This is a genomic window from Streptomyces megasporus (assembly GCF_000718985.1).
Classification (GTDB): Bacteria; Actinomycetota; Actinomycetes; order Streptomycetales; family Streptomycetaceae; genus Streptomyces; species Streptomyces megasporus.
Genome location: NZ_JODL01000002.1, coordinates 355,415 through 377,252, shown reverse-complemented (window position 1 = coordinate 377,252; position 21,838 = coordinate 355,415). Strand labels below are relative to the sequence as shown.

16 protein-coding genes are annotated in these 21,838 nt (G+C 69.8%); 3 read left to right on the top strand and 13 right to left on the bottom strand.

The genetic code is table 11. From position 1 onward, the window contains the following. The 11 genes from IF47_RS0103530 to IF47_RS0103480 all read right to left on the bottom strand — a co-directional run. Positions 1-367 (bottom strand): ATP-binding cassette domain-containing protein (locus IF47_RS0103530; protein ID WP_031506512.1); only part of this gene is annotated, 367 nt, incomplete at its 3' end. A gap of 14 nt (positions 368-381) precedes the next feature. Further along, entirely contained in the window at positions 382-1,362 is a 981-nt protein-coding gene (locus IF47_RS0103525) for an ABC transporter permease (RefSeq protein ID WP_031506511.1), read from the bottom strand. Further along, positions 1,355-2,284: an ABC transporter permease gene (locus tag IF47_RS0103520; protein WP_031506510.1), complete on the bottom strand. Its 930-nt coding sequence runs from the start codon at positions 2,282-2,284 to the stop codon at positions 1,355-1,357. Before IF47_RS0103520 ends, IF47_RS0103525 begins: the two co-directional genes overlap by 8 nt. A 136-nt stretch (positions 2,285-2,420) precedes the next feature. Then, positions 2,421-4,031: a peptide ABC transporter substrate-binding protein gene (locus IF47_RS0103515; protein WP_031506509.1), complete on the bottom strand. Its 1,611-nt coding sequence runs from the start codon at positions 4,029-4,031 to the stop codon at positions 2,421-2,423. Between the two features lie 482 nt (positions 4,032-4,513). After that, positions 4,514-6,421 carry a translational GTPase TypA gene (gene typA, locus IF47_RS0103510; RefSeq protein ID WP_031506507.1) on the bottom strand — a complete coding sequence of 636 codons (1,908 nt, stop codon included), beginning with the start codon at positions 6,419-6,421 and terminating at the stop codon, positions 4,514-4,516. Positions 6,422-6,810: 389 nt separating this feature from the next. Next, positions 6,811-8,667 (bottom strand): ATP-binding SpoIIE family protein phosphatase, encoded by a 1,857-nt coding sequence (locus tag IF47_RS0103505; protein ID WP_078591530.1) that lies wholly within the window; start codon positions 8,665-8,667, stop codon positions 6,811-6,813. Between the two features lie 313 nt (positions 8,668-8,980). Further along, positions 8,981-11,515, bottom strand: a complete 2,535-nt coding sequence (locus tag IF47_RS0103500; RefSeq protein WP_031506503.1) for a SpoIIE family protein phosphatase — start codon at positions 11,513-11,515, stop codon at positions 8,981-8,983. Between the two features lie 51 nt (positions 11,516-11,566). Continuing rightward, positions 11,567-11,797 (bottom strand): hypothetical protein, encoded by a 231-nt coding sequence (locus IF47_RS27420; protein WP_037731819.1) that lies wholly within the window; start codon positions 11,795-11,797, stop codon positions 11,567-11,569. Between the two features lie 169 nt (positions 11,798-11,966). Next, a complete protein-coding gene (locus IF47_RS0103490) occupies positions 11,967-12,719 on the bottom strand; it encodes a GntR family transcriptional regulator (RefSeq protein WP_031506501.1) in 753 nt (250 codons plus the stop codon). A 212-nt stretch (positions 12,720-12,931) separates the two neighbouring features. Then, the gene (locus IF47_RS0103485; protein WP_031506499.1) at positions 12,932-14,530 is read right to left on the bottom strand and encodes a S8 family peptidase; all 1,599 of its coding nucleotides are present in this window, start codon (positions 14,528-14,530) and stop codon (positions 12,932-12,934) included. A 307-nt stretch (positions 14,531-14,837) separates the two neighbouring features. Beyond that, positions 14,838-17,006: a DEAD/DEAH box helicase gene (locus IF47_RS0103480; protein ID WP_245640977.1), complete on the bottom strand. Its 2,169-nt coding sequence runs from the start codon at positions 17,004-17,006 to the stop codon at positions 14,838-14,840. Between the two features lie 235 nt (positions 17,007-17,241). On the opposite strand from IF47_RS0103480, the gene IF47_RS31400 reads away from it, so the two are divergent. Beyond that, positions 17,242-17,439 (top strand): hypothetical protein, encoded by a 198-nt coding sequence (locus IF47_RS31400; RefSeq protein WP_245640976.1) that lies wholly within the window; start codon positions 17,242-17,244, stop codon positions 17,437-17,439. Between the two features lie 276 nt (positions 17,440-17,715). Here the strand turns inward: IF47_RS31400 and IF47_RS29155 are convergent, their stop codons facing one another. Further along, positions 17,716-18,894, bottom strand: coding sequence for a tyrosine-type recombinase/integrase (locus IF47_RS29155; protein WP_078591528.1), 1,179 nt, complete (start codon positions 18,892-18,894; stop codon positions 17,716-17,718). Next, positions 18,869-19,435 (bottom strand): hypothetical protein, encoded by a 567-nt coding sequence (locus IF47_RS0103465; RefSeq protein WP_051716901.1) that lies wholly within the window; start codon positions 19,433-19,435, stop codon positions 18,869-18,871. Before IF47_RS0103465 ends, IF47_RS29155 begins: the two co-directional genes overlap by 26 nt. Positions 19,436-19,563: 128 nt before the next feature. Between IF47_RS0103465 and IF47_RS27410 the strand changes: the two genes are divergently transcribed. Together IF47_RS27410 and IF47_RS0103455 are read left to right on the top strand one after the other, a co-directional pair. Then, positions 19,564-19,746: a helix-turn-helix domain-containing protein gene (locus IF47_RS27410; RefSeq protein ID WP_037731817.1), complete on the top strand. Its 183-nt coding sequence runs from the start codon at positions 19,564-19,566 to the stop codon at positions 19,744-19,746. A gap of 115 nt (positions 19,747-19,861) precedes the next feature. After that, on the top strand, positions 19,862-20,821 hold the full coding sequence (locus IF47_RS0103455) for an AAA family ATPase (protein ID WP_031506490.1): 960 nt from the start codon (positions 19,862-19,864) through the stop codon (positions 20,819-20,821). Positions 20,822-21,838: the final 1,017 nt, after the last annotated feature.

Here is a 21,838-nt window from a genome sequence, read left to right as displayed (position 1 = left end):
AGAACTGATGCGGATAGTCGTTCACCCGCGCCCTCGCCGCCGGGATCTTCACCCGGTCCATCAACTCCACGGCCTTGGCCTTGGCGTCCTTCCGGGACAGCCCCTGATGCACCCGGGGGATGCGGCCCGGCGGCATGTCGAGGATGCCCATGATCGCCTGCGCGGTCACGGACTTGCCCGACCCGGACTCGCCCAGCACCGCCAGGGTCTCACCCGCGGAGACGGAGTAGTTGACGCCGTTGACCGCCTTGGCGACGCCGTCCCGGGTGTGGAACTCCACGTGGAGGTCGCGGACCTCCAGCAGCGGGCCGCCCTCCCCGCCCGTGCTCCGGTCCGGGGTGGGCGCGGTCTTGTCGATGGTGATCATGTGGTACGCCTCCCTCAGCGCAGCTTGGGGTCGAGGGCGTTGCGCACCGCATCGCCGAGCATGATGAACGCCAGCACGGTGATGGAGACCATCAGGGCCGGCGAGAGCAGGACGAACGGCGCGTTCCTCAGTTGGTCCTTGCCCCGGGAGACGTCACCGCCCCAGGAGACCGTCGGCTCGGAGAGGCCGATGCCGAGGTAGGACAGGGTCGCCTCGGCCGCGATGTAGCCGCCCAGCGCGATGGTGGCGACCACGATCACCGGGGCGATGGCGTTGGGCAGCACGTGGCGCAGCAGGATGCGACGGGTGCCGGCGCCCAGCGCCCGGGCGGCCTGGACGTAGTCCGTCCCCTTGACCGAGATCACCGAGCCGCGCGCGACACGGGCGATCTGGGTCCATCCGAGGAACGCCAGGGCCAGGGTGACGATCCAGATGCTGCGGACGTCGAAGACGTTGAGGATCACCATGGCGCCGACCAGGAAGGGGATGCCGGCGAAGGTGTCGATGATCCGCGACAGGATGCTGTCGAGGATGCCCCCGAAGTAGCCGGCCAGCATGCCGATCGTGCCGCCGAGGAGGGTGACCAGCAGCGTCACCGCGACACCGACGATCACCGACGCGCGGGCGCCGTAGACGACCCGGGCGTAGATGCTGCGGCCCTGCGCGTCGTAGCCCAGCCACTCCGGCGAGAAGAACTTGGTGAGCTGGGGCTCCTGGAGGTAGTGGTTCGCCAGGTCGCCGTGGCGCGGCGAGGCGCTGGTGAACAGCCCCGGCCAGGCGACCATCACCATCAGGAGCGCGATGATGACGGCGGAGGCCACGAACAGCGGGTTGCGCCGCAGGTCGTGCCAGGCGTCGGTCCACAGGCTCCGAGGCTTGCCGACCGTGCCGCCCAGGCTGCCGACCCCCTTGTCGGGCTCCACCGCGAGCGAGGAGGGCGCGGGAACGCCGGGGCCCGTCACCGGTCCGGTCTCGGTCTTCTTCACGTCAGGCATAGCGAATCCTCGGGTCCAGGACCGCGTAGAGCAGGTCGACGATCAGGCTGGCGCAGAGGTAGATGATGATGATCAGCGTCGCGATGCCGACCACGGTCGAGCCCTCGCGCTGGAGCAGTGCCTCGTAGACGGCGTTGCCGATGCCCTGGACGTTGAAGATGCCCTCGGTGACGACCGCGCCGCTCAGCAGCGCTCCGAGGTCGGTGCCCAGGAAGGTCACCACGGGGATGAGGGAGTTGCGCAGCAGGTGGACCCCGACCACCCGGCGCCGCGGGAGGCCCTTGGCGACGGCGGTGCGGATGTAGTCGGAGCGCAGGTTCTCCGCGATGGAGGTGCGGGTGAGCCGCACCACGTAGGCCAACGACAGCGAGGCCAGCACGATGGCCGGCATCAGCAACTCGCCGAAGTCCTCGGAGTCGCGCACCGTCGGCGTGACGACGCCCATCTTGAACGCGAGGAAGAACTGGGCGGTGTAGCCGAGCACGAACGAGGGCACCGAGATCAGCAGCAGGGTGAAGATCAGCATGCCGCGGTCGAGCAGCGTGTCGGCCTTCAGGCCGGCGATCACACCGAGGGAGATGCCGACCAGCACCACGAAGGTGAACGCGAACAGGGCCAGCCTGATCGTCACCGGCAGAGCGTCGCCGATGACATCGGCGACCGGTCTGCCGCTGGCGATCTGGGTGCCGAAGTCCCCTTGGAAGATGCCCGTCAGGTAGTTCCAGTACTGGTGCCAGAGCGGCAGGTCCAGCCCGAGGTCCTTCTTGATCTGGGCGATCTGGGCCTCGTCGAGCGCCTGCTCACCGTACAGCGCGCGCACGGGGTCGCCGGGCAGGCTGTACATCATCAGGAAGACCAGCAGTGTCGACCCGATGAACACCGGGATCATCTGGAGCAGTCGCCGTGCGACGTAACGCCCCATTTTTCCTCCATTGGTTACGACAGGCCCAGGGGCCGTCCCGCTGTGGCAGGAACGGCCCCCGGATGCCTTGCCCCGTCGCCCGCCCGCGAGGGCGGGCGACGGGGGACGGCCGGATGCGGACGGACCGCGGACGGGCTTACTTGACGGTGACCTCGTTCACGACCAGGTCGCCGTGCCAGTCCACCTTCACGTTGTCCACGCGCTCGCTGTAACCGGCGTTCAGCTTGTAGTTGAACATCGGGATGGCGGGCATCTGCTCGACCAGCTTCCGCTCGGCCTCCTGGTAGAGCTTGATCGACTCTTCCAGGCTGGAGGCGCTGTCGCCCTTCTCGAAGAGGGCGTCGATCTCCTTGTTGGAGAAGCGACCGCTGTTGGCCTCGGCCTTGGAGTGGTACAGCTCCCGCATGAAGTTGACGTTCAGCGGGTAGTCGGCGACCCAGCCACCGCGGTACATGCCCTTGACCTTGTTGGAGTCACGCAGGTCCAGGTCGGTCTGGAAGTCCGGCTTGGAGTCCGGGATGCACTCCACACCGGTGTTCTGGCGGATGTTCTCGCAGACCGCGGTGACCCACTCGGCGTGGCCGCCGTCGGCGTTGAACTGGATCCAGATCTTGTTGCCCGGGACGCCGCCACCCTCCTCGACGAGCTCCTTCGCCTTCTTCGGGTTGAAGGTGAAGACATCGGTGTCGAGGTCCTGGTTGCCGTTGACCTGCGGCGGCGTGAAACTGGTGGCCGGCTCACGGGTGCCGTTGAGGACGGTCTTGGCGATGGTCTCGCGGTCGATCGCCATCGACAGGCCCTGGATGACCTTGGGGTCGATGTCCTTGAAGGGCTTGCTGTAGAAGGCCGGGACGATGCTCTGGACCGCCGCGTAGGGCTGCTCGATGGCGCGGTCGCCCAGGTCCTCCTTGTACTTCGGCAGGTCCTTGGAGCCGATGCTGCGGACCATGTCGACGTTGCCGGAGAGGAGCTCCTGGTAGGCGGCCTCGACGGTCGAGTAGTTCTTGAACTTGATGCCGTCGTTGTGGGCCTTGTCCTCGCCCTTGTACTTGTCGTAGGCGGCGACCTGGAAGAGCTTGTTGTGGTCCCACTTCTCGAACTTGTAGGGACCGTTGCCGATCGGCTTCTCGCCGAACGCCTTCGGGTCCTCGAAGGCGACGCTGGGCAGCGGGGCCCAGGTGGTGTAGCCGAGCTTGTACTGGAAGTACGGGACCGGCTTGCTCAGCTCGATGGTGAAGGTGAGGTCGTCGACGACCTTGAGACCGGACATCGTCTCGGCCTTGGGGTCACCCTTCTCCGGGTGGACGTCCTCGTAACCCTTGATGTCGGAGAACCAGAAGCTGTTCTTCTGGTTGTTCTTGATGTTGGCGGCCCAGTTCCAGGTGTCCACGTAGGACTTGGCGGTGACCTTCTCGCCGTTGTGGAAGGTCCAGCCGTCCTTCAGCTTGACCGTCCAGACCTTGGCGTCGTCGCTCTCCACCGACTCGGCGTTGAGGTAGACGATCTCACCGTTGTTGTCGAACTCCAGCAGCTGGGTGAAGAGCGCCTTGACCAGGTAGGACCCGTTGCTCTCGTTGGTGTCCGAGGGGATCGGCGGGTTCTGCGGCTCGCCGACCTCGATCGAGACATAGCCGTCACCCGAGCCCGACTTCGACTCGTTGCCGCTGTCGCCACCACCGCAAGCGGTCGCGGCCAGGGCCACGGCTATCGCGCTTGCGACCCACTTGGCGCTCTTGGCACCGCGCATGGGTTTGCCTCCTCAGGAGTCCACTGTCTTCACGGACGGTCCGCCGCTGCCTCCACCGGCTCTGTGCCGACCTCAGCGGGTCCCGTTGTCACGAGTCAGCGCGGTCAGAACGCACGCTCCTCGATCCGGATTCAATGACCCAACTATTGGGTACTCAGCGCGCGTAAACCACTGTTAAGGGATCTCGGTTTGGTCACATCACCGGGGGCCTGTTGCTCGAAATCCGGACAAAATAATCCGTTACAGACGCCCGCGAAACGGACTGTTAACACTTCTTCCGGTACAGCCAGTCCGCATTCCGGACACACTGTGAGCGAAATCGCTTGACTTCCCGGCATTCGCCCGCTGTGCCCCGACCGCGCGGAGCGTGCCCGCGGCCGTCGGACCGACCGACCGGTCGCCGCGCACGGCGGGTGCCTCGCCCCCCCCCCCGAGGGGGGGCGAGGCACCCGCCGATCCGGCTCCGCGGGGCCGGCCCCGGATCAGGCGTGCTTGGCCCGGGAGGCGGCGCGGGCGCGCTCCCTCTGGTCCAGGACGACCTTGCGGATGCGCACGGCCTCCGGGGTCACCTCCACGCACTCGTCGTCGCGGCAGAACTCCAGGCACTGCTCCAGCGACAGCTTCCGCGGCGGCACGATGGACTCCGCCACGTCGGCCGTCGAGGACCGCATGTTGGTGAGCTTCTTCTCCTTGGTGATGTTCACGTCCATGTCGTCGGAGCGCGAGTTCTCGCCGACGATCATGCCCTCGTACACCTCGGTGCCCGGCTCCACGAAGAGCACGCCGCGCTCCTGGAGGTTGGTCATCGCGAAGGCCGTGACGCTCCCGGCGCGGTCCGCGACGAGCGAGCCGTTGTTGCGGGTCTTCAGCTCGCCCGCCCACGGCTCGAAGCCCTCGTGGACGGAGTGGGCGATGCCCATGCCCCGGGTGTTGGTCAGGAACTCCGTGCGGAAGCCGATCAGACCGCGGGAGGGCACCACGAACTCCATGCGGACCCAGCCGGAGCCGTGGTTGGTCATGCTCTCCATCCGGCCCTTGCGGGTGCCCATGAGCTGCGTGACCGCGCCCATGTGCTCCTCCGGCACGTCGATGGTCATGCGCTCGACCGGCTCGTGGAGCTTGCCGTCGATCTCCCTGGTGACCACCTGCGGCTTGCCGACGGTCAGCTCGTAGCCCTCCCGGCGCATCGTCTCCACCAGGATGGCCAGCGCCAACTCGCCGCGGCCCTGCACCTCCCAGGCGTCGGGACGGCCGGTGTCCAGGACCCGGAGCGAGACGTTGCCGATCAGCTCGCGGTCGAGGCGGTCCTTGACCTGGCGGGCGGTGACCTTGCGGTCCTTGACGGCCGCCTTGGCGTCCGCCCCCTTGCCGGTGCCGCCTCGGCCGACCAACGGCGAGGTGTTGGTGCCGATGGTCATGGAGATCGCCGGCTCGTCGACGGTGATCAGCGGCAGCGCGACCGGGTTCTCCGGGTCCGCCAGCGTCTCGCCGATCGTGATCTCCGGGATGCCGGCGACCGCGCAGATGTCGCCCGGCCCCGCCTCCTCGGCGGGCTTGCGGACGAGCGCCTCGGTCATCAGCAGCTCGGTGATGCGGACGTTCTGCACGCCGCCGTCGCGCTTCAGCCAGGCCACGGTCTGGCCCTTGCGCAGTGTGCCCTGCCTCACGCGGCACAGCGCGATGCGGCCGAGGAAGTTGTCGGCGTCGAGGTTGGTGACGTGCGCCTGGAGGGGGGCGTCCTCCTCGTACACCGGCGCCGGGACCGTCTCCAGCAGGGTGGTGAAGAACGGCTCCAGGCTGTCGCTGTCGGCCGGTACGGTGCCGTCCTCCGGCTTGGTCAGCGAGGCGATGCCGTCGCGGGCGCAGGCGTAGACGATGGGGAACTCGATCTGGCTCTCGTCCGCGTCCAGGTCCAGGAAGAGATCGTAGGCCTCGTCGACGACCTCGTCGATCCGGGCGTCGGGGCGGTCGGTCTTGTTGACGCACAGGATGACCGGCAGCCGGGCCTGGAGCGCCTTGCGCAGCACGAAGCGGGTCTGCGGCAGCGGTCCCTCGGAGGCGTCCACCAGCAGCACCACCGCGTCCACCATGGACAGGCCGCGCTCGACCTCGCCGCCGAAGTCGGCGTGTCCGGGGGTGTCGATGATGTTGATGGTGACCGGGTCGCCGCCGTCCTTGGGGTGGTACTTGACCGCGGTGTTCTTGGCGAGAATGGTGATGCCCTTCTCGCGTTCCAGGTCGTTGGAGTCCATCACGCGGTCGTCCACCTGGCCGAGCTGGTGGGCGGCGAAGGCGCCGGCCTGCTTGAGCATGGCGTCGACCAGGGTGGTCTTGCCGTGGTCGACATGGGCGACAATGGCGACGTTACGGATGTCGTGGCGCGTGGGCATACTGGGGGCGCTTCTCCGGGAATTGTCGATGGCCACACGACCGGGTGCGGCCGCGCGCTCGCCGGGCTGATCATCGCCACGGCACTCTTCCCCCATGGTACGGGCCCGAGAACGGTGGACATGGGCCCGAATCCCCCGTGGGCGCCGCCTGCCGCGGCCCGTCGGGGTCGCCCTCGAGCCGCCGCCACCCCGGTGGCCGGGAACTTTTCCGCCGGGGAATCCCGTCCCGCCGCCCCTTGTGGGAGGAATGTGACGCGCGACACCTCCGGAGGCCGGCGCGCGACGGCCCGTGGAACTCGCCCACGTCACCGGCCCGTTGGCGCGGGGGTCCGGGCCGGCGGACGGTGCGGGCTCTCGGTGCCGTGCTCGCCCGTTCGGTACCCGCCCGTTCAGAACAGGCTCAGCAGGGCCTCCGCCGTGTCCGGCGGCTTGGGTTCCCCCTCACGGGGGAGGTCGAGCTCGAACCAGACGATCTTCCCCTTGGGGGTGCGACGGCTGCCCCAGCCCGCGGAGAGCAGGTCGACGAGCTGCAGGCCGCGCCCGCCCTCGTCGGTGTCGCGGGCACGGCGCCGGCGCGGCTGGACCAGGCCCGTGTCCCACACCTCGCAGACCAGGGTGCGGTCCAGCAGCAGGCGCAGTCGGATGTCCCCTTCGCCGTGGCGCAGGGCGTTGGTGACCAGTTCGCTGACGAGCAGTTCGGCGGTGTCGACGAGGTCGTCCAGCTTCCACTCGGCGAGCCGACGGCACGCCAGTTCGCGGGCGCGGGCGACCGAGCGGGGTTCGGCGGGGAGTCTCCAGTCCCCCACCGAGCCCTCGGGCAGCCCGTGGATCCGGGCCAGCAGCAGGGCTATGTCGTCCTCGCCGTGGTGGGTCTCCAGGGCGCCCAGCACTCCGTCGCAGACGTCCTCCAACGGACGTTCGGCACCCGCCAGGGTGACGCGCAGCGCCTGGAGCCCCTCCTCCAGCGGCTGCCGGCGGGACTCCACCAGGCCGTCGGTGTAGAGGGCGAGCAGGGCGCCGTCCGGCAGCTCGACCTCCATCTCCTCGAAGGGCTCGCCGCCCACGCCCAGCGGCACGCCCTTGGGGACCTTCAGCAGCCGGGCGGGCCGTCCGCCGCCGGGCTCGACGACCGCGGGCGGCAGGTGTCCGGCGTTGGCGAAGGTGCAGCGGCGGGTGACGGGGTCGTAGACGGCGTAGATGCAGGTGGCCAGGTAGACCTCGGAGAGGTCGTCGACCCTGCCGCCCGAGGAGGGGTCACTGGCCCTGCCGCCCGAGGAGAGGTCACCGATCCTGCCTCCGGCACGGGAGCCGGCGGCAGGGCCGGACCGTTCGCCGCGTCCGCGGCGGGGGGCGCCGAGTCCGCGGGCGATCTCGTCGAGGGCGCCCAGCACCTCGGCGGGCTCCAGGTCCAGCATGGCGAGCGTCCGTACGGCCGTGCGCAGTTCGCCCATGGCCACGGCCGCGCGCAGGCCACGTCCCATCACGTCGCCCACCACCAGGGCGGTGCGGTGGCCGGGCAGCTCTATGACGTCGAACCAGTCGCCGCCCACCTCGCTCGCGGCGCTGCCCGGCAGGTAGCGGCAGGCGATGTCGAGTCCGGCGGCCTCCGGGTCGTCCGGCGGCAGCAGGCTGCGCTGGAGTATGAGGGCGCGCTCGTGCTCCCTGCGGTACAGCCGCGCGTTGTCGACGCACACGGCGGCGCGGGCGGCCAGTTCCGCGCCGAGGGCGGCGTCGCGCTCACCGAAGGGCTCGCTGCCCTTGGTGCGGGAGAACTGGACCAGCCCCAGCACCCGGCCGCGCGCGACCATCGGCACGGCCAGGGTGGACTGCACCAGGGTGCCCGTGGCGCGCTGGACACGGGCGGTGCGGAGGGCGTCGGCGTAGGGGGAGCCGGCGGGATAGCGGTGGATGCTGCCGAGTTCGACGGGGTCGGGGTCGGGGGCGCCGGCGGTGCGCCGGCCGAGGGTGATGGGCCCGTCGGAGACGGCGCTGGCGAAGGCCACGCGCCGCAGCGGGCGGGTTCCGTCCAGGCCCTCTCCGGCCCGGGGGTCCTCTCCGGAGAACACCTCGGGGAACAGGTCCACGGAGGCCAGGTCGCAGAACTGGGGTACGGCGACGTCGAGCAGTTCGCGGGCGGTGGTGTCCAGGTCGAGAGAGTTGCCTATCCGGGCTCCCGCCGCGTTCAACAGGGCCAGGGCCCGGCGGACGTCGTCCGGCTTTCCCGCCTCGGCTGGAATGTCGCTCAACGCCGCCCCTTCCTGTACCGGTCCGGTGCTCCGGGCCCAAACCGCCCGGACACACCGGTCCCGTTCACCGCGCGGCCCCGTCTCTTCTCGACGGAGCTCCGCGCCAGTCCCGTTCCCCCCTCTCTCCTAACCAGACGGAGTCGGCTCGAACCACACGCCACGGCGGTGCGGCCTGCGGACCGGCCCGGCGGCGAAGGGCTGCCGGGAGCGGGGACACGTGGCGTGGCGCATTTTTCCGGTGTTCTCGACACAGCGTCAAGGCGCAGGTGAGGCCTCGATTCCGGAAAGGGCGGTGGGAACGCGCCCATCGCTCTCAGGGCAGCGGCAGTTCGAACCAGACGGTCTTGCCGATCGGCCCGTGCCGCGTTCCCCAGCGGCGCGAGCCGCGGGCCACGAGCTGGATGCCCCTCCCGCCCTCGTCGTCGACGCCGGCGGTGCGTTCGTGGGGCGGCGCGGGCAGCGGGTCGGAGACCTCGACGAGCAGGGAGGTGCCGCGCACCATGCGCACGCCGATGGGGCCGTGGGCGTGGCGCATGGAGTTGGTGACCAGTTCGCTGACGAGCAGCACCGTGTCGTCGACGAGCGCGTCCAGGCCCCAGTCGCGCAGGGTCTCGCGGACGGCGTCCCGAGCCCGGCGCACGGCGGGGGTCTCGGCGGGGAAGACCCAGGAGGTGGCGCTGCCCTCGGGGAGGCCGCCGAGTCGGGCCAGGAGCAGGGCCACGTCGTCGACGGTGCCGCGGGCGCCGGGGGCGTCGGACTCGTCACCCGGTTCCAGGTCGGCGAGGACCCGGTCGCAGGTGTCCTCCAGACAGGCCTGGGCCGGGAGGCCGCCGAGCAGGGACACCAGGCGGTCCAGGCCCTCGGTGATGTCCTCGCCCCGGTGTTCGATCAGCCCGTCGGTGTAGAGGACGAGGACGGCCCCCTCCTCCACGGTCAGCTCCACGGTCTCGAACTCCACGTCGCCGACGCCGAGCGGGGGCCCGACGGGACCTTCCACGGGGACGACGTTCCAGGTGCCGGTGCCCGGCCCGGTGAGCAGCAGCGGCGGCACGTGCCCGGCCATCGAGAGGGTGCAGCGCCGGGTGGAGGGGTCGTAGACGGCGTAGACGCAGGTGGCCATCAGGGGTTCGTCGGGCCGCTGGACGAGGTCGTCGGCGAGGTCGTCCACCCGGCGCAGCAGTTCGTCGGGCGGCAGGTCCAGGCCGGCCAGGGTCCGCACGGCCGTGCGGAGGCGGCCCATGGTGGCCGCGGCGCGCAGTCCGTGGCCCATCACGTCGCCGACGACGAGGGCGACCCGTCCGCCCGCCAGGGGGATCACGTCGAACCAGTCCCCGCCCGCCACGGCGTCGGCCTCGGCGCTGCTGCTGCCGGGGACGTAGCGGTAGGCGACCCGCACGCCGGGCGGGGAGGGCACGTGTTGGGGCAGCAGGCTGCGCTGGAGCATCAGGGCGCTCTCGCGCTCGCGGGTGTAGAGGCGGGCGTTGTCCAGGCTGATCCCGGCGCGTCCGGCCAGTTCCACGGTGAGCGCGAGGTCGTCGCGGTCGAAGGGAGCGCGTTCGCTCACGCGGCCGAGCACCAGCAGCCCCAGGACGGTGCCGCGGGCGCGCAGGGGGACGGCCATCAGCGAGTGGATGCCCAGGTCGACGGCCGCTTGGACCTTGGGATCGCCGGGGTAGGTGGCGGAGAGCAGTTCGTGTTGGGTCAGCACCAGGTGGGGCACGGCGGAGGTGAGCACCTTGTCGAAGATCGACCCCGGCTCGAAGGCGACGTCCTGGCCGATCCGCAGCAGGTCGTCGACGTCCGGGCCGTGTTCCCTGGCCTCGGCGCCGAGTTGGAGCAGCGGGGTTTCCGGGGGGTGGTCGGGGTGGGGCAGCTCCCCGCCGTACGCGACGGCGGCGTGGAGCATCACGCCGGCGTAGTCGGCGAAGCGCGGCACCAGCGAGTGGGCGAGCGCCTTGGCGATCCGGTGGACGTCGAGCAGGTCGCCGAGGGTCACTCCGATGTCGTCGAGGAGCTTCAGCCGCTGGCGGGCGCGCTCGATCTTCTCCATCGCGTCGCGCCGCTCGGTGACGTCCATGATCGTGGAGCTGATGCCGAGGACGCGCCCGTCACGGCCGGTGAGCCTGCCGTACGACACCGAGTGCCAGCTATGCCCGTCGGCGCTCAGGACGACGGTGTCCACCACGGACCGGCCGGTGTCCAGCACGAGCTTCTGGATCTGGGCGAGGTCGTCGGCCATGCGCCTCGGCAGGACCTCGTGGAGGGTCCTGCCGAGGATGTCGGCGACCGGTTTTCCGATGAGCCGGGAGAGTGCCTCGTTGACGCGGACGTACCGCTGCTCGGTGTCGAAGATGGCGATGCCGAGCGGTGAGGTGGCGAACAGGGCGTCGAGGGCCGCGAGGTCGTGTTCGACGGCACGCAGTCGGGAGGTCTCGACGATGTTGGCCAGAATGAATGGTTTGCCGTTCGAGGGGGTGAGCAGCGAGGCTCGGGCCTCGACCTCCACGGTGTGGCCGTCGCGGTGCCGCACGCAGAGGATGCCTCGCCAGTACCGCTCGCTTCGGAGGGCGGCGTAGATGCCGCCGGCCTCGACGGGGGCGGCGGTGGGGGAGGTGCCGCGGACGAGGTAGTCGCCGTAGTAACGGCCGACCATGTGCTCGCCGGGCCAACCGAGGATCTCCTCGACCGTCGGGCTCCACAGCAGCACGTACCCGTCCGTGTCGAACATGACGACACCGACGCGGAGGGTGTCGAGCAGCGAGGTGGCCACTCGTTCGACCGCGCCTTGGAATGACCTGGGGGTGTCGCTCACGCCGTCCCCGTCCACGCTCGGGCCATCGTCGGGCATCACATCCTGACAATAAGGACTAAATGTCCATATACCCGATTGTGCCTGGAGTCAGGCTTGATCACCGTTTCCGCGCCGCAGGCGCTCGACGATGTAGCGCCGTTCCTCCGCTCCCCCGCTCGCCCCTTCCGCGCCGGAGCCGCCGCCCGGCCGCGCCCCGCCCAGGCGTTCGGCCATGCTGTGCGCCTCGGCGCGGGTGGCGTACCTGCCGACGCAGTAGCGGTTCCCGTTCGCGTCCTGCCGGATCACCATCCAGGGGAGCGCGATCCCGCTCTCGCTCATCGGACGCTCCCCGCTCCCCGCACTCCGTGCCGCGCGCCGTCACCTGACCATCCACCGGTCCGCATATGCCCGAGCCTACGCCCGGACTTAACGCACCGCATTCGCCTTGGCACAATGCGGCATGATTTCGGCCACGTGTGCGAGTGGAGAGGGGGCGCGCGGGGGCTTCTCAGCGCACGGGGAGGTGGTACACCATGCGGTGCCTGTCCGCCGGGACGACCACGTCCGCCGTCTCCACCGGGCGCCCGCCGGCGCGGTACGTCCGCTCGATCACCAACACGGTGTGCCCCGGCACCCCGCCCAGCGCGATCATCTCCTCCGCCGCCCCCGGACGGGCCGCGATCTCCTCCACCACGTTGTCCACGACCAGGTCGATGGCCGCCATCCTCTCGACCACCCCGCGCCCGCCGAGGGGGCCCTCCTCCGGCAGCATCACGGGGGTGCGTCCGGTGATGGCCAGCGGCTCCCACGAGGTAGAGAGCATCGACGGCTCCCCGTCGACCCGGAAGAGGTAGCGGGTGCGCATCACCCGCTCCCCCTCCTTGACGCCCAGCCGCTCCGCGATCGCGGGGCTCGCCTCCTCCTGTTCGCTGTGGGACTCCCAGGTGCCGCTCACCGACTCGTCGGCCTGCTCCTGCCGGAACGGGCCGACCGCGCCGGCCGTCCGGTAGCCCGTGCGGAACACCCTGCGCGGCTCGGGCCGCTCGCGCACGTACGTTCCCGAGCCGGAGCGGCCCTCCACGAGCCCCTCGGCCATCAACACCTTGCGGGCCTCCAGCGCGACGGTGTCCGAGACGCCGTACTCGGCGCGGATGCGGGCCTGCGACGGCAGCCGGGTGCGCGGCGGCAGCGTGCCGTCGGCGATCTTCCGACGGAGATCCCCGGCCACACGCAGGTATGCGGGCTGCTCACCGAAGGGCACGTGTCCTCCCAACAGCTTGACGGTGGGCAACAGCTTGGCAACGGAACGTTTTCATCCGCAACAATCGGCCAGGGTTTCACCCGATGTGATGAAGTGCTGCTCAGAGCAGGTTTCGGCCCCCATGGCCGGGCCATGGGGGCCGACCGACGCGGAGGCGCCGGGCCGCTCGCTCACATGTCGTTCACCCGCGTGTCACTCACTCGCCGGGCGCGTCAGAACTGCAGCGCCCAGGAGTTGATCGTGCCCGTGTCGAACCAGCCGCTGTCCCTGACCCGCAGCCGCCAGGTGCCGTTGGCGGTCTCCGAGGAGGCGTCGACCGTGTAGGTGCCGATCACGTTGTCGGCGCTGCCGCCCTCGTAGAGGTTCTTGATCCGGTAGGCGGTGCCGTCCGGGGCCACCAGGTCGATCTGCAGGTCACCGATGTAGGTGTGCCGGATGTCGATCTCGACCTTCAGGTCCGAGGGGGCGTTGCCGCTGATGCCGGAGACGGTGATCGGGGACTCCACCGTGCTGTAGTCCCGGATGGGGTAGTCGGTGGTGTTCTCGAAGCGGCCGCCCGGCTCGCCGGGGTCACCCGGGTCACCGGGGTCGCCCGGATCGCCGAAGTTCACGTTCAGCAGCTTGTTCGGGGAGCCGGTGCCGGGGCCGGAGATCTTGCCGGTCACCGCGGCGGAGTCCAGGCCCGCGGCGACCTGGGACGGGGTGGCGCCGGGGTTCTCTCCCAGGTACAGCGCGGCGGCGCCGGCGACGTGCGGCGCGGCCATCGAGGTGCCGGAGATGGTGTTGGTGGCGCTGTCCGAGGTGTGCCAGGTCGAGGTGATGGACGAGCCCGGCGCGAAGATGTCGAGGATGCTGCCGTAGTTGGAGAAGGAGGACCGGGCGTCGGTGTTGGTGGTCGAGCCGACGGTCAGCGCCTCGGCGACCCGGGCCGGCGAGGAGGACGACGCGTTGGTGTTGGAGTTGCCCGCGGCCACCGCGTAGGTGACGCCGGAGGCGATGGAGTTGCGCACGGCGGCGTCCAGGGTGCTGTTCGCGCCGCCGCCCAGGCTCATGTTGGCCACGGCGGGCTTGACGGCGTTCCGGGTCACCCAGTCGACGCCCGCGACGACGCCGGAGATGGTGCCGGAACCGTTGTTGTCCAGCACGCGCACGGCGACGATCCTCGCCTTCTTGGCGACACCGTGGGACGTGCCCGCGACGGTGCCCGCCACATGGGTGCCGTGGCCGTTGCCGTCCTGCGCGACGCTGTCGCCGTCCACGGCGTCGTAGCCGTTCACGGCCCGGCCGCCGAAGTCGGCGTGGCTGATTCGCACCCCGGTGTCGATGATGTAGGCGGTCACGCCCTGACCGGCGGAGTCCGGGTAGGTGTAGCGGTTGTCGAGCGGCAGGGACTGCTGGTCGATCCGGTCCAGGCCCCAGGACGGCGGGTTGGTCTGGGTGGCGGAGATGGAGACCTTCTGGTCCTGCGCCACCGCCTCCACCGCGGGGTCGGCGGCGAGCCGCTTGGCCTCCGCCTCCGTCAGTTGCACGGCATAGCCGTTGAGCGCCTCGTGGTAGGTCCGCTTGATCGTGGCCCCGTACTTCCTCACCAGGGACTTGCCCTTCGAGGAGCCGGAGTCGACCGCGTCCTCGTCGAGGGTCACGATGTAGCTGTTCTTGATCGCTCCCGGAGCGCCGGCGTTCTGGATGACGCCCTCGGCGGGTGGGGCGGCCACGGCGGTCGCCGCGGGCGCGAAGCCGATGGCCAGGGCCGCGGCGGTCACCGCGGCCATGTGGGCACGTCTGCGTCGGGTGGGACGCATCGCTGCCATGTGGGGTCCTCCTCCTGTGGGGTGCGCCTGTGAGGGAAAGCATGCGCATGACAAATCCAGCCACCACGTCCATGCGGTGCGCAATGATTCGCCGCCCGAAAGATTCGCCGATACACAGGAAAGGCACAAGGGTGCGTGCACGAAAGACCCACGCATGTCACATGCCGTCAACACGTTTCTTTTCCGGCCGTGTCGCCCCGCCACATGGCCCGACCCCGCCGAGGGGCGGCGCACACCCCGATCGACCGCACCGACCCCGCCCCCGGTTCGGGACGCCCGCCGCGCCGGCTGCCTCACTCGATCCGATTCACTCGGGCTTCGCGGTTCCGTCCGCCACGCCCAGACGCTCCTGCTCCTCCTCGACGATCCGACGGGCCAGTTCGGTGTCCGACACGTCGACCGCGTCCGGGGTGGCCTCCGCCACGGCGCTGCGGCGAGCGTAGGCGTCGAACAGACGGGTCTTGCTCTCCAACATCCGCACCATGCGCTCGTCCACCCCGCCGGGAGCGAGGATGCGGTGCACCCGGACCGGCCTGACCTGGCCCATCCGGTGGGCCCGGGCCACCGCCTGGTGTTCCAGGGTCGGCTTGACCTGGGGTTCGCAGAGGACGACGACGGAGGCGGCCTGCATGTTGAGGCCCACCCCCGCCGCCTGGATCTGCGCCAACAGCACCGCGGGACCCGAGACGGCCGCGAAGTCGTCGACGATCCGCTGCCGCCGTCCGGCCGGCACGCTCCCGGTGAGCGGACCGAGCACCGTGGCGCCGTCGGCGGTGAGCGCCTCCTCCACCACGCTCAGCACGTCCCTGAAGTTGGAGAAGACCACCGTCTTCCGCCCGTTCTCCCCGGCCTCCCGGACGATCTCCCTGAGCCGGCCCAGCTTGGCGGACTGCTCGGGGTGCTGGTACGCGGCCCTGCGCATCGCCATGAAGTTGCCGTCACGGACGGCCTCGCGGTAGGCCGCCTCGTCAAAGGCGCTCAACTCCTCCCACTCGTCCGTGTGCTGGAGGCTGGGCAGTTCCGTCAGCACGTCCACCTGATTGCGGCGCAGATAGACCGGGGCGACGGCCTTGCGGAAGGCCACGGACCCGACCGGCGTCTCACGGTCGCCGAGGGACTCCGCCAGGTCGGGGTCGAGCATCCGGACCAGATTGCGGAACTCGGCCACGCGGTTCTCCATCGGAGTGCCCGTCATGAAGAGGGTGCGCTCGCAGCGCTCGGCCCACCGGGCCACGGCCTGGGAGCGCAGGGCTTTCGGGTTCTTCACGGAGTGCGCCTCGTCGACCACGAGCATGCCGATCTCCCCGCCGCCCGGGGTCGGGAATCCACGCAGCGCGTCGAAGGTGGTCACACCGACACCACCCCGCCCCTTCCAGTCGGCGAACGCGTCGTGCCGGTCCGGGCCGTGCAGGACCATGACGCGCAGGGTGCTGCGGGCCTCGACCTCGCGCGTCCAGTTCACCAGGACGCTCGCCGGGCAGACGACCATGAAGTGGCTCTGTCCCTCGGCGGCCAGATGCGTCAGCGCGGCCAACGCCTGGATGGTCTTCCCCAGGCCCATCTCGTCGCCGAGGATCACCCTGCGCTGCGCCAGGGCGAACCGTGCGCCGAACGCCTGGTAACCGCGCAGGGAGACCCGGCGGTGGGAGTCGTCGAGACGCTGGTTCCGGACCCGCTCCGCGATCTCCTCGGGCAGGAATCCCTCGGCCGCTACCGCGTCGGGCGCGCGGCCGGAGATCTCGGCGAGCAGGCCGTGGTACTCGGCGGAGCGGAGTTCGAAGTCGACCCAGGCCGCGATGTCGCTCGACGGCACCCGCAGCAGATCCACCGACGCCTGGGCGAGCAGCCCGGGGACACCCGCCCGATCCGCCTCGTCCACCACCGACCGGATCTCCGCGACCGCCGCCAGTGCGCGGGCCCTCTTGTCCCGGCCGGCCAGCAGCATCCCCAGCCGCCCGGCGGCGGGCCCGGCGTCGGCCAGCGGCGGACCGAGCCGTCTCGACAGGTCACCGGCCACGTCGACCGCGCGCCGGGCGTCCGGGCCGGCCTCCACCAGCACGTGCAGGGCCGTGACGAGCGCGGTGGTCCGCGGCTCCGGCCGGTCCACGTCGATGTGGACGGCGACGGTCTCGTGCGCGGCCTCGGACAGCCGGCGGGCGGCGGCGAGGATCCGCTCGGCGGTGTGCCGGCCGACCCCGGGGATCTGCCGCAGTTGGTAGGGACCCGCGTCGAGCACCTGCCCGACCGTGCGCAGTCCGCTCTTCTCGACGCTCCCCAGGCGCAGTCGCCCTTCGGTGACCTCCTGCAGTCGGGCGACGGGGATGGCACCGAGTTCCCGTGCCACCGCCTCGTCCTGGATCGGTCTCAGGGCCGCCCGTACCGCCTCGACGGCCCTGCCGTGGTCGCCGACCACCGACAGGGCCGCCTCGTGCAGCCGCTTCCCTCTCGCGATCACGTCCCGTTCGCTGCGCCCCACCCGGCTTGCCCCCCTTTCCGCACCCCGCATCCTCCCACCGCCGCGCCGGGGGCCCGCACGGGCTCGGTGACCGCCGCCGTACCGCGTCACGCGGTCCCTGCCGTTGTGGGCCCGTCACCGTCCGGCTCTCGACGACGGCCGGGACGTCCACGTCCCTTCCGTTGTCGTCGGCCGGGCATGGCGGAACTCCCGCCGGCGGGCCAGGCCCGGCAGGTTCCTCGCCGGGTGCCACGTCGTGCCCGTCGGCCTCGAAACCGCCGAAGCCGCAGGCGTTCTCTGCGGCAAGGCCGGAACCGCCGACCTCGTCGACGCCACCGTCGTCGTCATGGCGGCCGGTCTCGGCGCCATCGTCCGGACCTCCGGCCCGGACGGCGTCCGCGCTCTCATCGATGCCCAGGGCATCAGGCCCGCCCCCGTCGTCCGCACCGTCTGACCTCCCACGGTCTCCGGCCGGCGCCAAGTCGGCGCACGGCCCGGAAGAGCCCGGAACCCGCAGGAGGGAACAGGAAGGGGCCGGACCTTGCGATCCGGCCCCTGACCTGGGTTTTCCTGCTCTGACCGGCGACTCGGCCGATCCTGGGTTCAGCCGTCAGACGTTGAAGCGGAACGTTCAAAAAGCCCCCTCCTCCCCAGTATCCCCAAGGGCTCCGCCCCCTCTTCCCTGCGTCGGGTCAGCACCAAGTCAGCACCGTGTCGCAAGGTCAGCACCTCACGCCGCCATGGCCATGGGCGTCCCAGGATGGAGCGCCTTCTGGATCACGTCCCGGCAGCGGTCCCACGCCTCCGGCACCAGGTGCCCGTACGTGTCGACGGTCGTCTTGATGTTCCGGTGCCCCAGCCAGCGGCTCACTTCGTGGATCGGTACGCCGTTCGCCAGAGCGGTCGAGGCGAAGAAGTGGCGCAGCGAGTGCGGCGTGTACTTGGGCTTGCCGTCCGGCTTCACCACACCCGCGGCCTTGAGCGCCTTGCCCCAGTGGTAGCCGTAGGTCGAGGTCGTGGGCATCTTCCCCTTGCCCCGCTCTCGCGGCGCGAACAGCACCTCCAGGCCGTCGATCTCCACCGTGCCCCAGCGCTTCAGGTGGTTGCCTATCTCCTGTTCGAGGAACGGCGGGATCGGCACGTCCCGGAACTCGTCCGCAGTGCGGTGCTTCAGAGGCACGAAGCGCGTCACGCAGTCGCTCTGGTTGGCCTTGGCGCTGATCTGTCGGCGCAGCCGGAGGAAGCCGTCCCTCTGGCAGTCCGCGGTCAGGCCCAGCGTCTCGCTGATGCGCAGCCCAGCGCCCGCCTGGAGCCACACCGTGAGCCGGTACTGCTCGGACATGGCCGCGGCGATGGCATACACCTCGGCCAGGGTCGGTATCTCGTCAGGGTCGACGGCCGCGCCCGCTTCCTTGAGCGGTGGTACGCCGTCGCACGGACTGAACGGGATGCGCCGCTCTTTCACGGCCGCCGCCATCATGGCCCGCAGGATGTTCATGCGGTCGTTGATGGTGGAGGCGGCAAGCCCGTCCGCGGCCAGGGATGTCTGGAACTTCTTCACGTCCGAGACCGTCAGGCCGGCGATGGTGCGCGCCCCCAGGGCAGGCTCCAGGTGGTTCGAGATGAAGCCCTGGTAGTTGCGGCGGGTGGACTCGTTGACCGGGTGCTGGGCCAGCCACTCCTCGGCCCACTTGCGCAGGGAGACACGGCCGAGCTGGTGGTCTATGTAGACGCCCTCGCGCTTGTCGTTCTCCGCCTTGATGCCGAAGTCCTCGGCCTCCCGCTTCGTCGGGAACGACTTCTCACGCTGACGGCCGCTGCGCCCTCCCGGCTCCCTGTAGCGGACCGTCCACAGGTGTGAGCACCGCGACTGGTTGCGGCAGTCACACTTCTTGAGAACCTTCGCCATCCTTCATCCCCTCCAGAATCCCGATCGCCTTCTCCGTCAGGCGCCCACCGGCCTTGCCCTCCACCTTGGTCAGGAACCCTCGCTGCCGAGCAGCACGGAGGTGGCCCTTCAACGTGGGCTGCTTCGCGCCCGTGATCTCTTCGAGCGCCTGGATCGGCGCCCGCTCCCCGATGTCGACCACACGCACGTAGAAGGCTGCGAGCATCGCCAGGTAGCGGTCCGACAGCCGCTTCGAGGCCTCCGCCAGCTCTGCCCGAAGACGTTCCGCCTCCCTCTCGGCATCGTCGTCAGACGGTTGTCCCGTGCTACCGAGCGCGTCGATGAACGCGCCCGTGTCGACTTGCCGAAGAACAGTGCTTGAGATGCCCCGAGCGATCTCCTGGGGATCACCGTCCTCATGCGGCTCAACCCGAATCTCCACTGGGCCACCCGAGGAGGAGGTGATCGGCCTCCACATGACTACTTTCCACGAACCGATGCGCTGCTCCATCTCGATCCCCTCCCGAAGGGGGAGGCTGCCAGCGCCGTGTGTGATCTCCATGCCTGAAACCCTATGCAGCTAATCCTCATCTGACAACTCCGGGTGTGACACATCTAGACTTGACATAGATCAACCAGGAGATCAGGATGGCCCCGCAAAGCCGTCCGCCCATCTGGAGGAATCAGCCCTTGCAGGACAAGCGACTCATGACCGTGAACGAGCTGGCCGACTACCTGGCGGTCAAGCCGGCGTGGATCTACAACAACCACCGGGCTCTCGGTATCCCGTCGCGCAAGGTCGGAGGCAGCCTGCGCTTCCGGCTCTCCGAAGTCGACAGGTGGCTCGACAGGGAGTGCCCCGCCGCCGCCTGACCAGCACGGTCATCCCCGTTCCAGCCACAGAGAGGAGGTACATGCCCCGCCACCCGGCGGGACAGCGGGCGCGGCTGCGCCCTGCTTCGGCATATCCGAAGGGAGTCCCACACCCGTGGGAGTCATCAGCAACACCGGACGTACCCTCGATCAGATCGAGACCGTCCCCTACGAGCAGGCGTTCCTCATCGGGGACCTGCTCACCACCAGCATCACGATGCTGTCCGGAGAGCCCAAGGCCGGTAAGACCCTGCTCGCCGCGGGCATGGCCATCGCTCTGATCAACGGACACAGCGAATTCCTCGGGCTGCCCGTGCACCAGCGCCTCGACCACATCATCTTCGGAGTGACCGACGAAGGGGCCAGCGCGGAGCTGAAGGCCCGCCTCACCGGCGCCGTACCGGACAACAGCGTGACTGTCTTCCCCGTCGAAGACACCGGACGAGACGGCTTCTGGGCCAGCGTCCTGGAAGACCTCGTACAGATGCGGCCCGGCCTGTTCGTCCTGGACAACGTGATCGGCGCTCTCTCACCTGGCGAGGACATCTCCGAGCCCTCCGCCGCCGCACGCTTCATGCGCAGCGTGCGCCCCATCAGCTCGGCTGGCATCCCCGTCCTGCTGGTCACCCACACCCCGAAGGGCACTGCCGAGGGCATGTCCGTCGCGTCCTCCCCGATCGGAGGACGACAGTTCGGTGCAGCCGCTCGGTCACTCATCACCCTCCGCAACTCCGGCAAGAAGGGGCGCCGCATCCAGACGGCGATCAACCGGGCACGCGAAGAGCTCGACCTGAAGGTCACCGTTCGCCGCGCCGACGCGAACAGCGAGGTCCCCCTGTGGGAACTCGAAGAGACACGGCCGAACGTCGTCCCCCTTCGCAAGGCGAAGCCCTGGCACCTCGACCTCGCGGACCGGATCGTCCGGGAGCAACCGGAGGGGACTTCCATCAAGGCACTGGCACACAAGTACGCCCAGGACGTGGGCAGAAAGCCCGAAACCATCCGTCCGAAGCTCGCCGAGCTGCTGACGCACTCCGGCGGCCTGTGGGTCAGGAGGCCCACAGAAGCAGCCTGACCTCTGGTGGTGGTGGCCCAGTCCCCTTATAGAGAGTGTCACCACCACCGTCTACCTCGCTCCGCTCGGCAAGCCTCGCTCCGCTCTGCGCTTGCGCAGGCAGAGATACAAGTACGTGCTGACCTAGACAGTCGGCCGCTCCCGCGGCCGTCAGCCGTAGGCTCAACGGCAGGAAAGAGCGGGGCTGGCCGAAGGCCAGCTCCGAGGGCAAAGGCCAAGAGCGGTGCGGCCCCTTACGGGGCCGACAGGGCCAAGCCGCTTATCTCAACGGCAAACAGATGAGGGGCGCGGCAGCGCCCCTCCTGCATGGGCTCCTGCAAGTAGGCCAGCGACAGGGGCGGCCGGAAGGCCGCCACAACGGCAAGCTAAGCCGCCAGCGGCCTCCCAACGAGCAGGACATGGGGGCGCTACCGCACCCACTTGCCGCTGGGGTAGCCCCCTACAACTGGCGATGACGGCCCCTTGTGCTAGCTGCCGAAGATCGTCTTGTCGAAGACCGACTTGCACTGGGAGCACCTCATGCGGTTGGTGCTCATCGGGTGCACCGTGTGCGTGCCGCACACCGGGCACTTATGCCCCTTGGCCATCTACCTTCTCCTGCCTACACGCAAGCGCGCGACCCAGCATCACGCATTAGCTCGGAGAGTACCTCCTGACCTGCAGGGAGGAGAGCGAAATCAACTAATCATTAATCAGCGCAGGAGCAAACGAAACAGCCGCCGACGATGACTCACTCGTACCGTCGGCGGCTGATCGGCTGTCGAACCGGCCTTGAGCGTGCCTCGCACGGCTACTCGGCCTACCCCGCAGTCATGTCCCTTGGTGTGGTGTAACGGAGCATCCGCCGGCAGCCGGGGCACACAGAGGCACTGACAGAGCGCACTTACCGGCCAAGGTCAGCTACAGCACTCCGAAAGACGCCATCGCCCCTGGAGGGCCACGCTGTGTAAGGCGCCGCCATAGCGGGAGCCGCTACGCGGCCTCCTGCTCGCATCGCTTCGCCGTCGCTACCAGGAC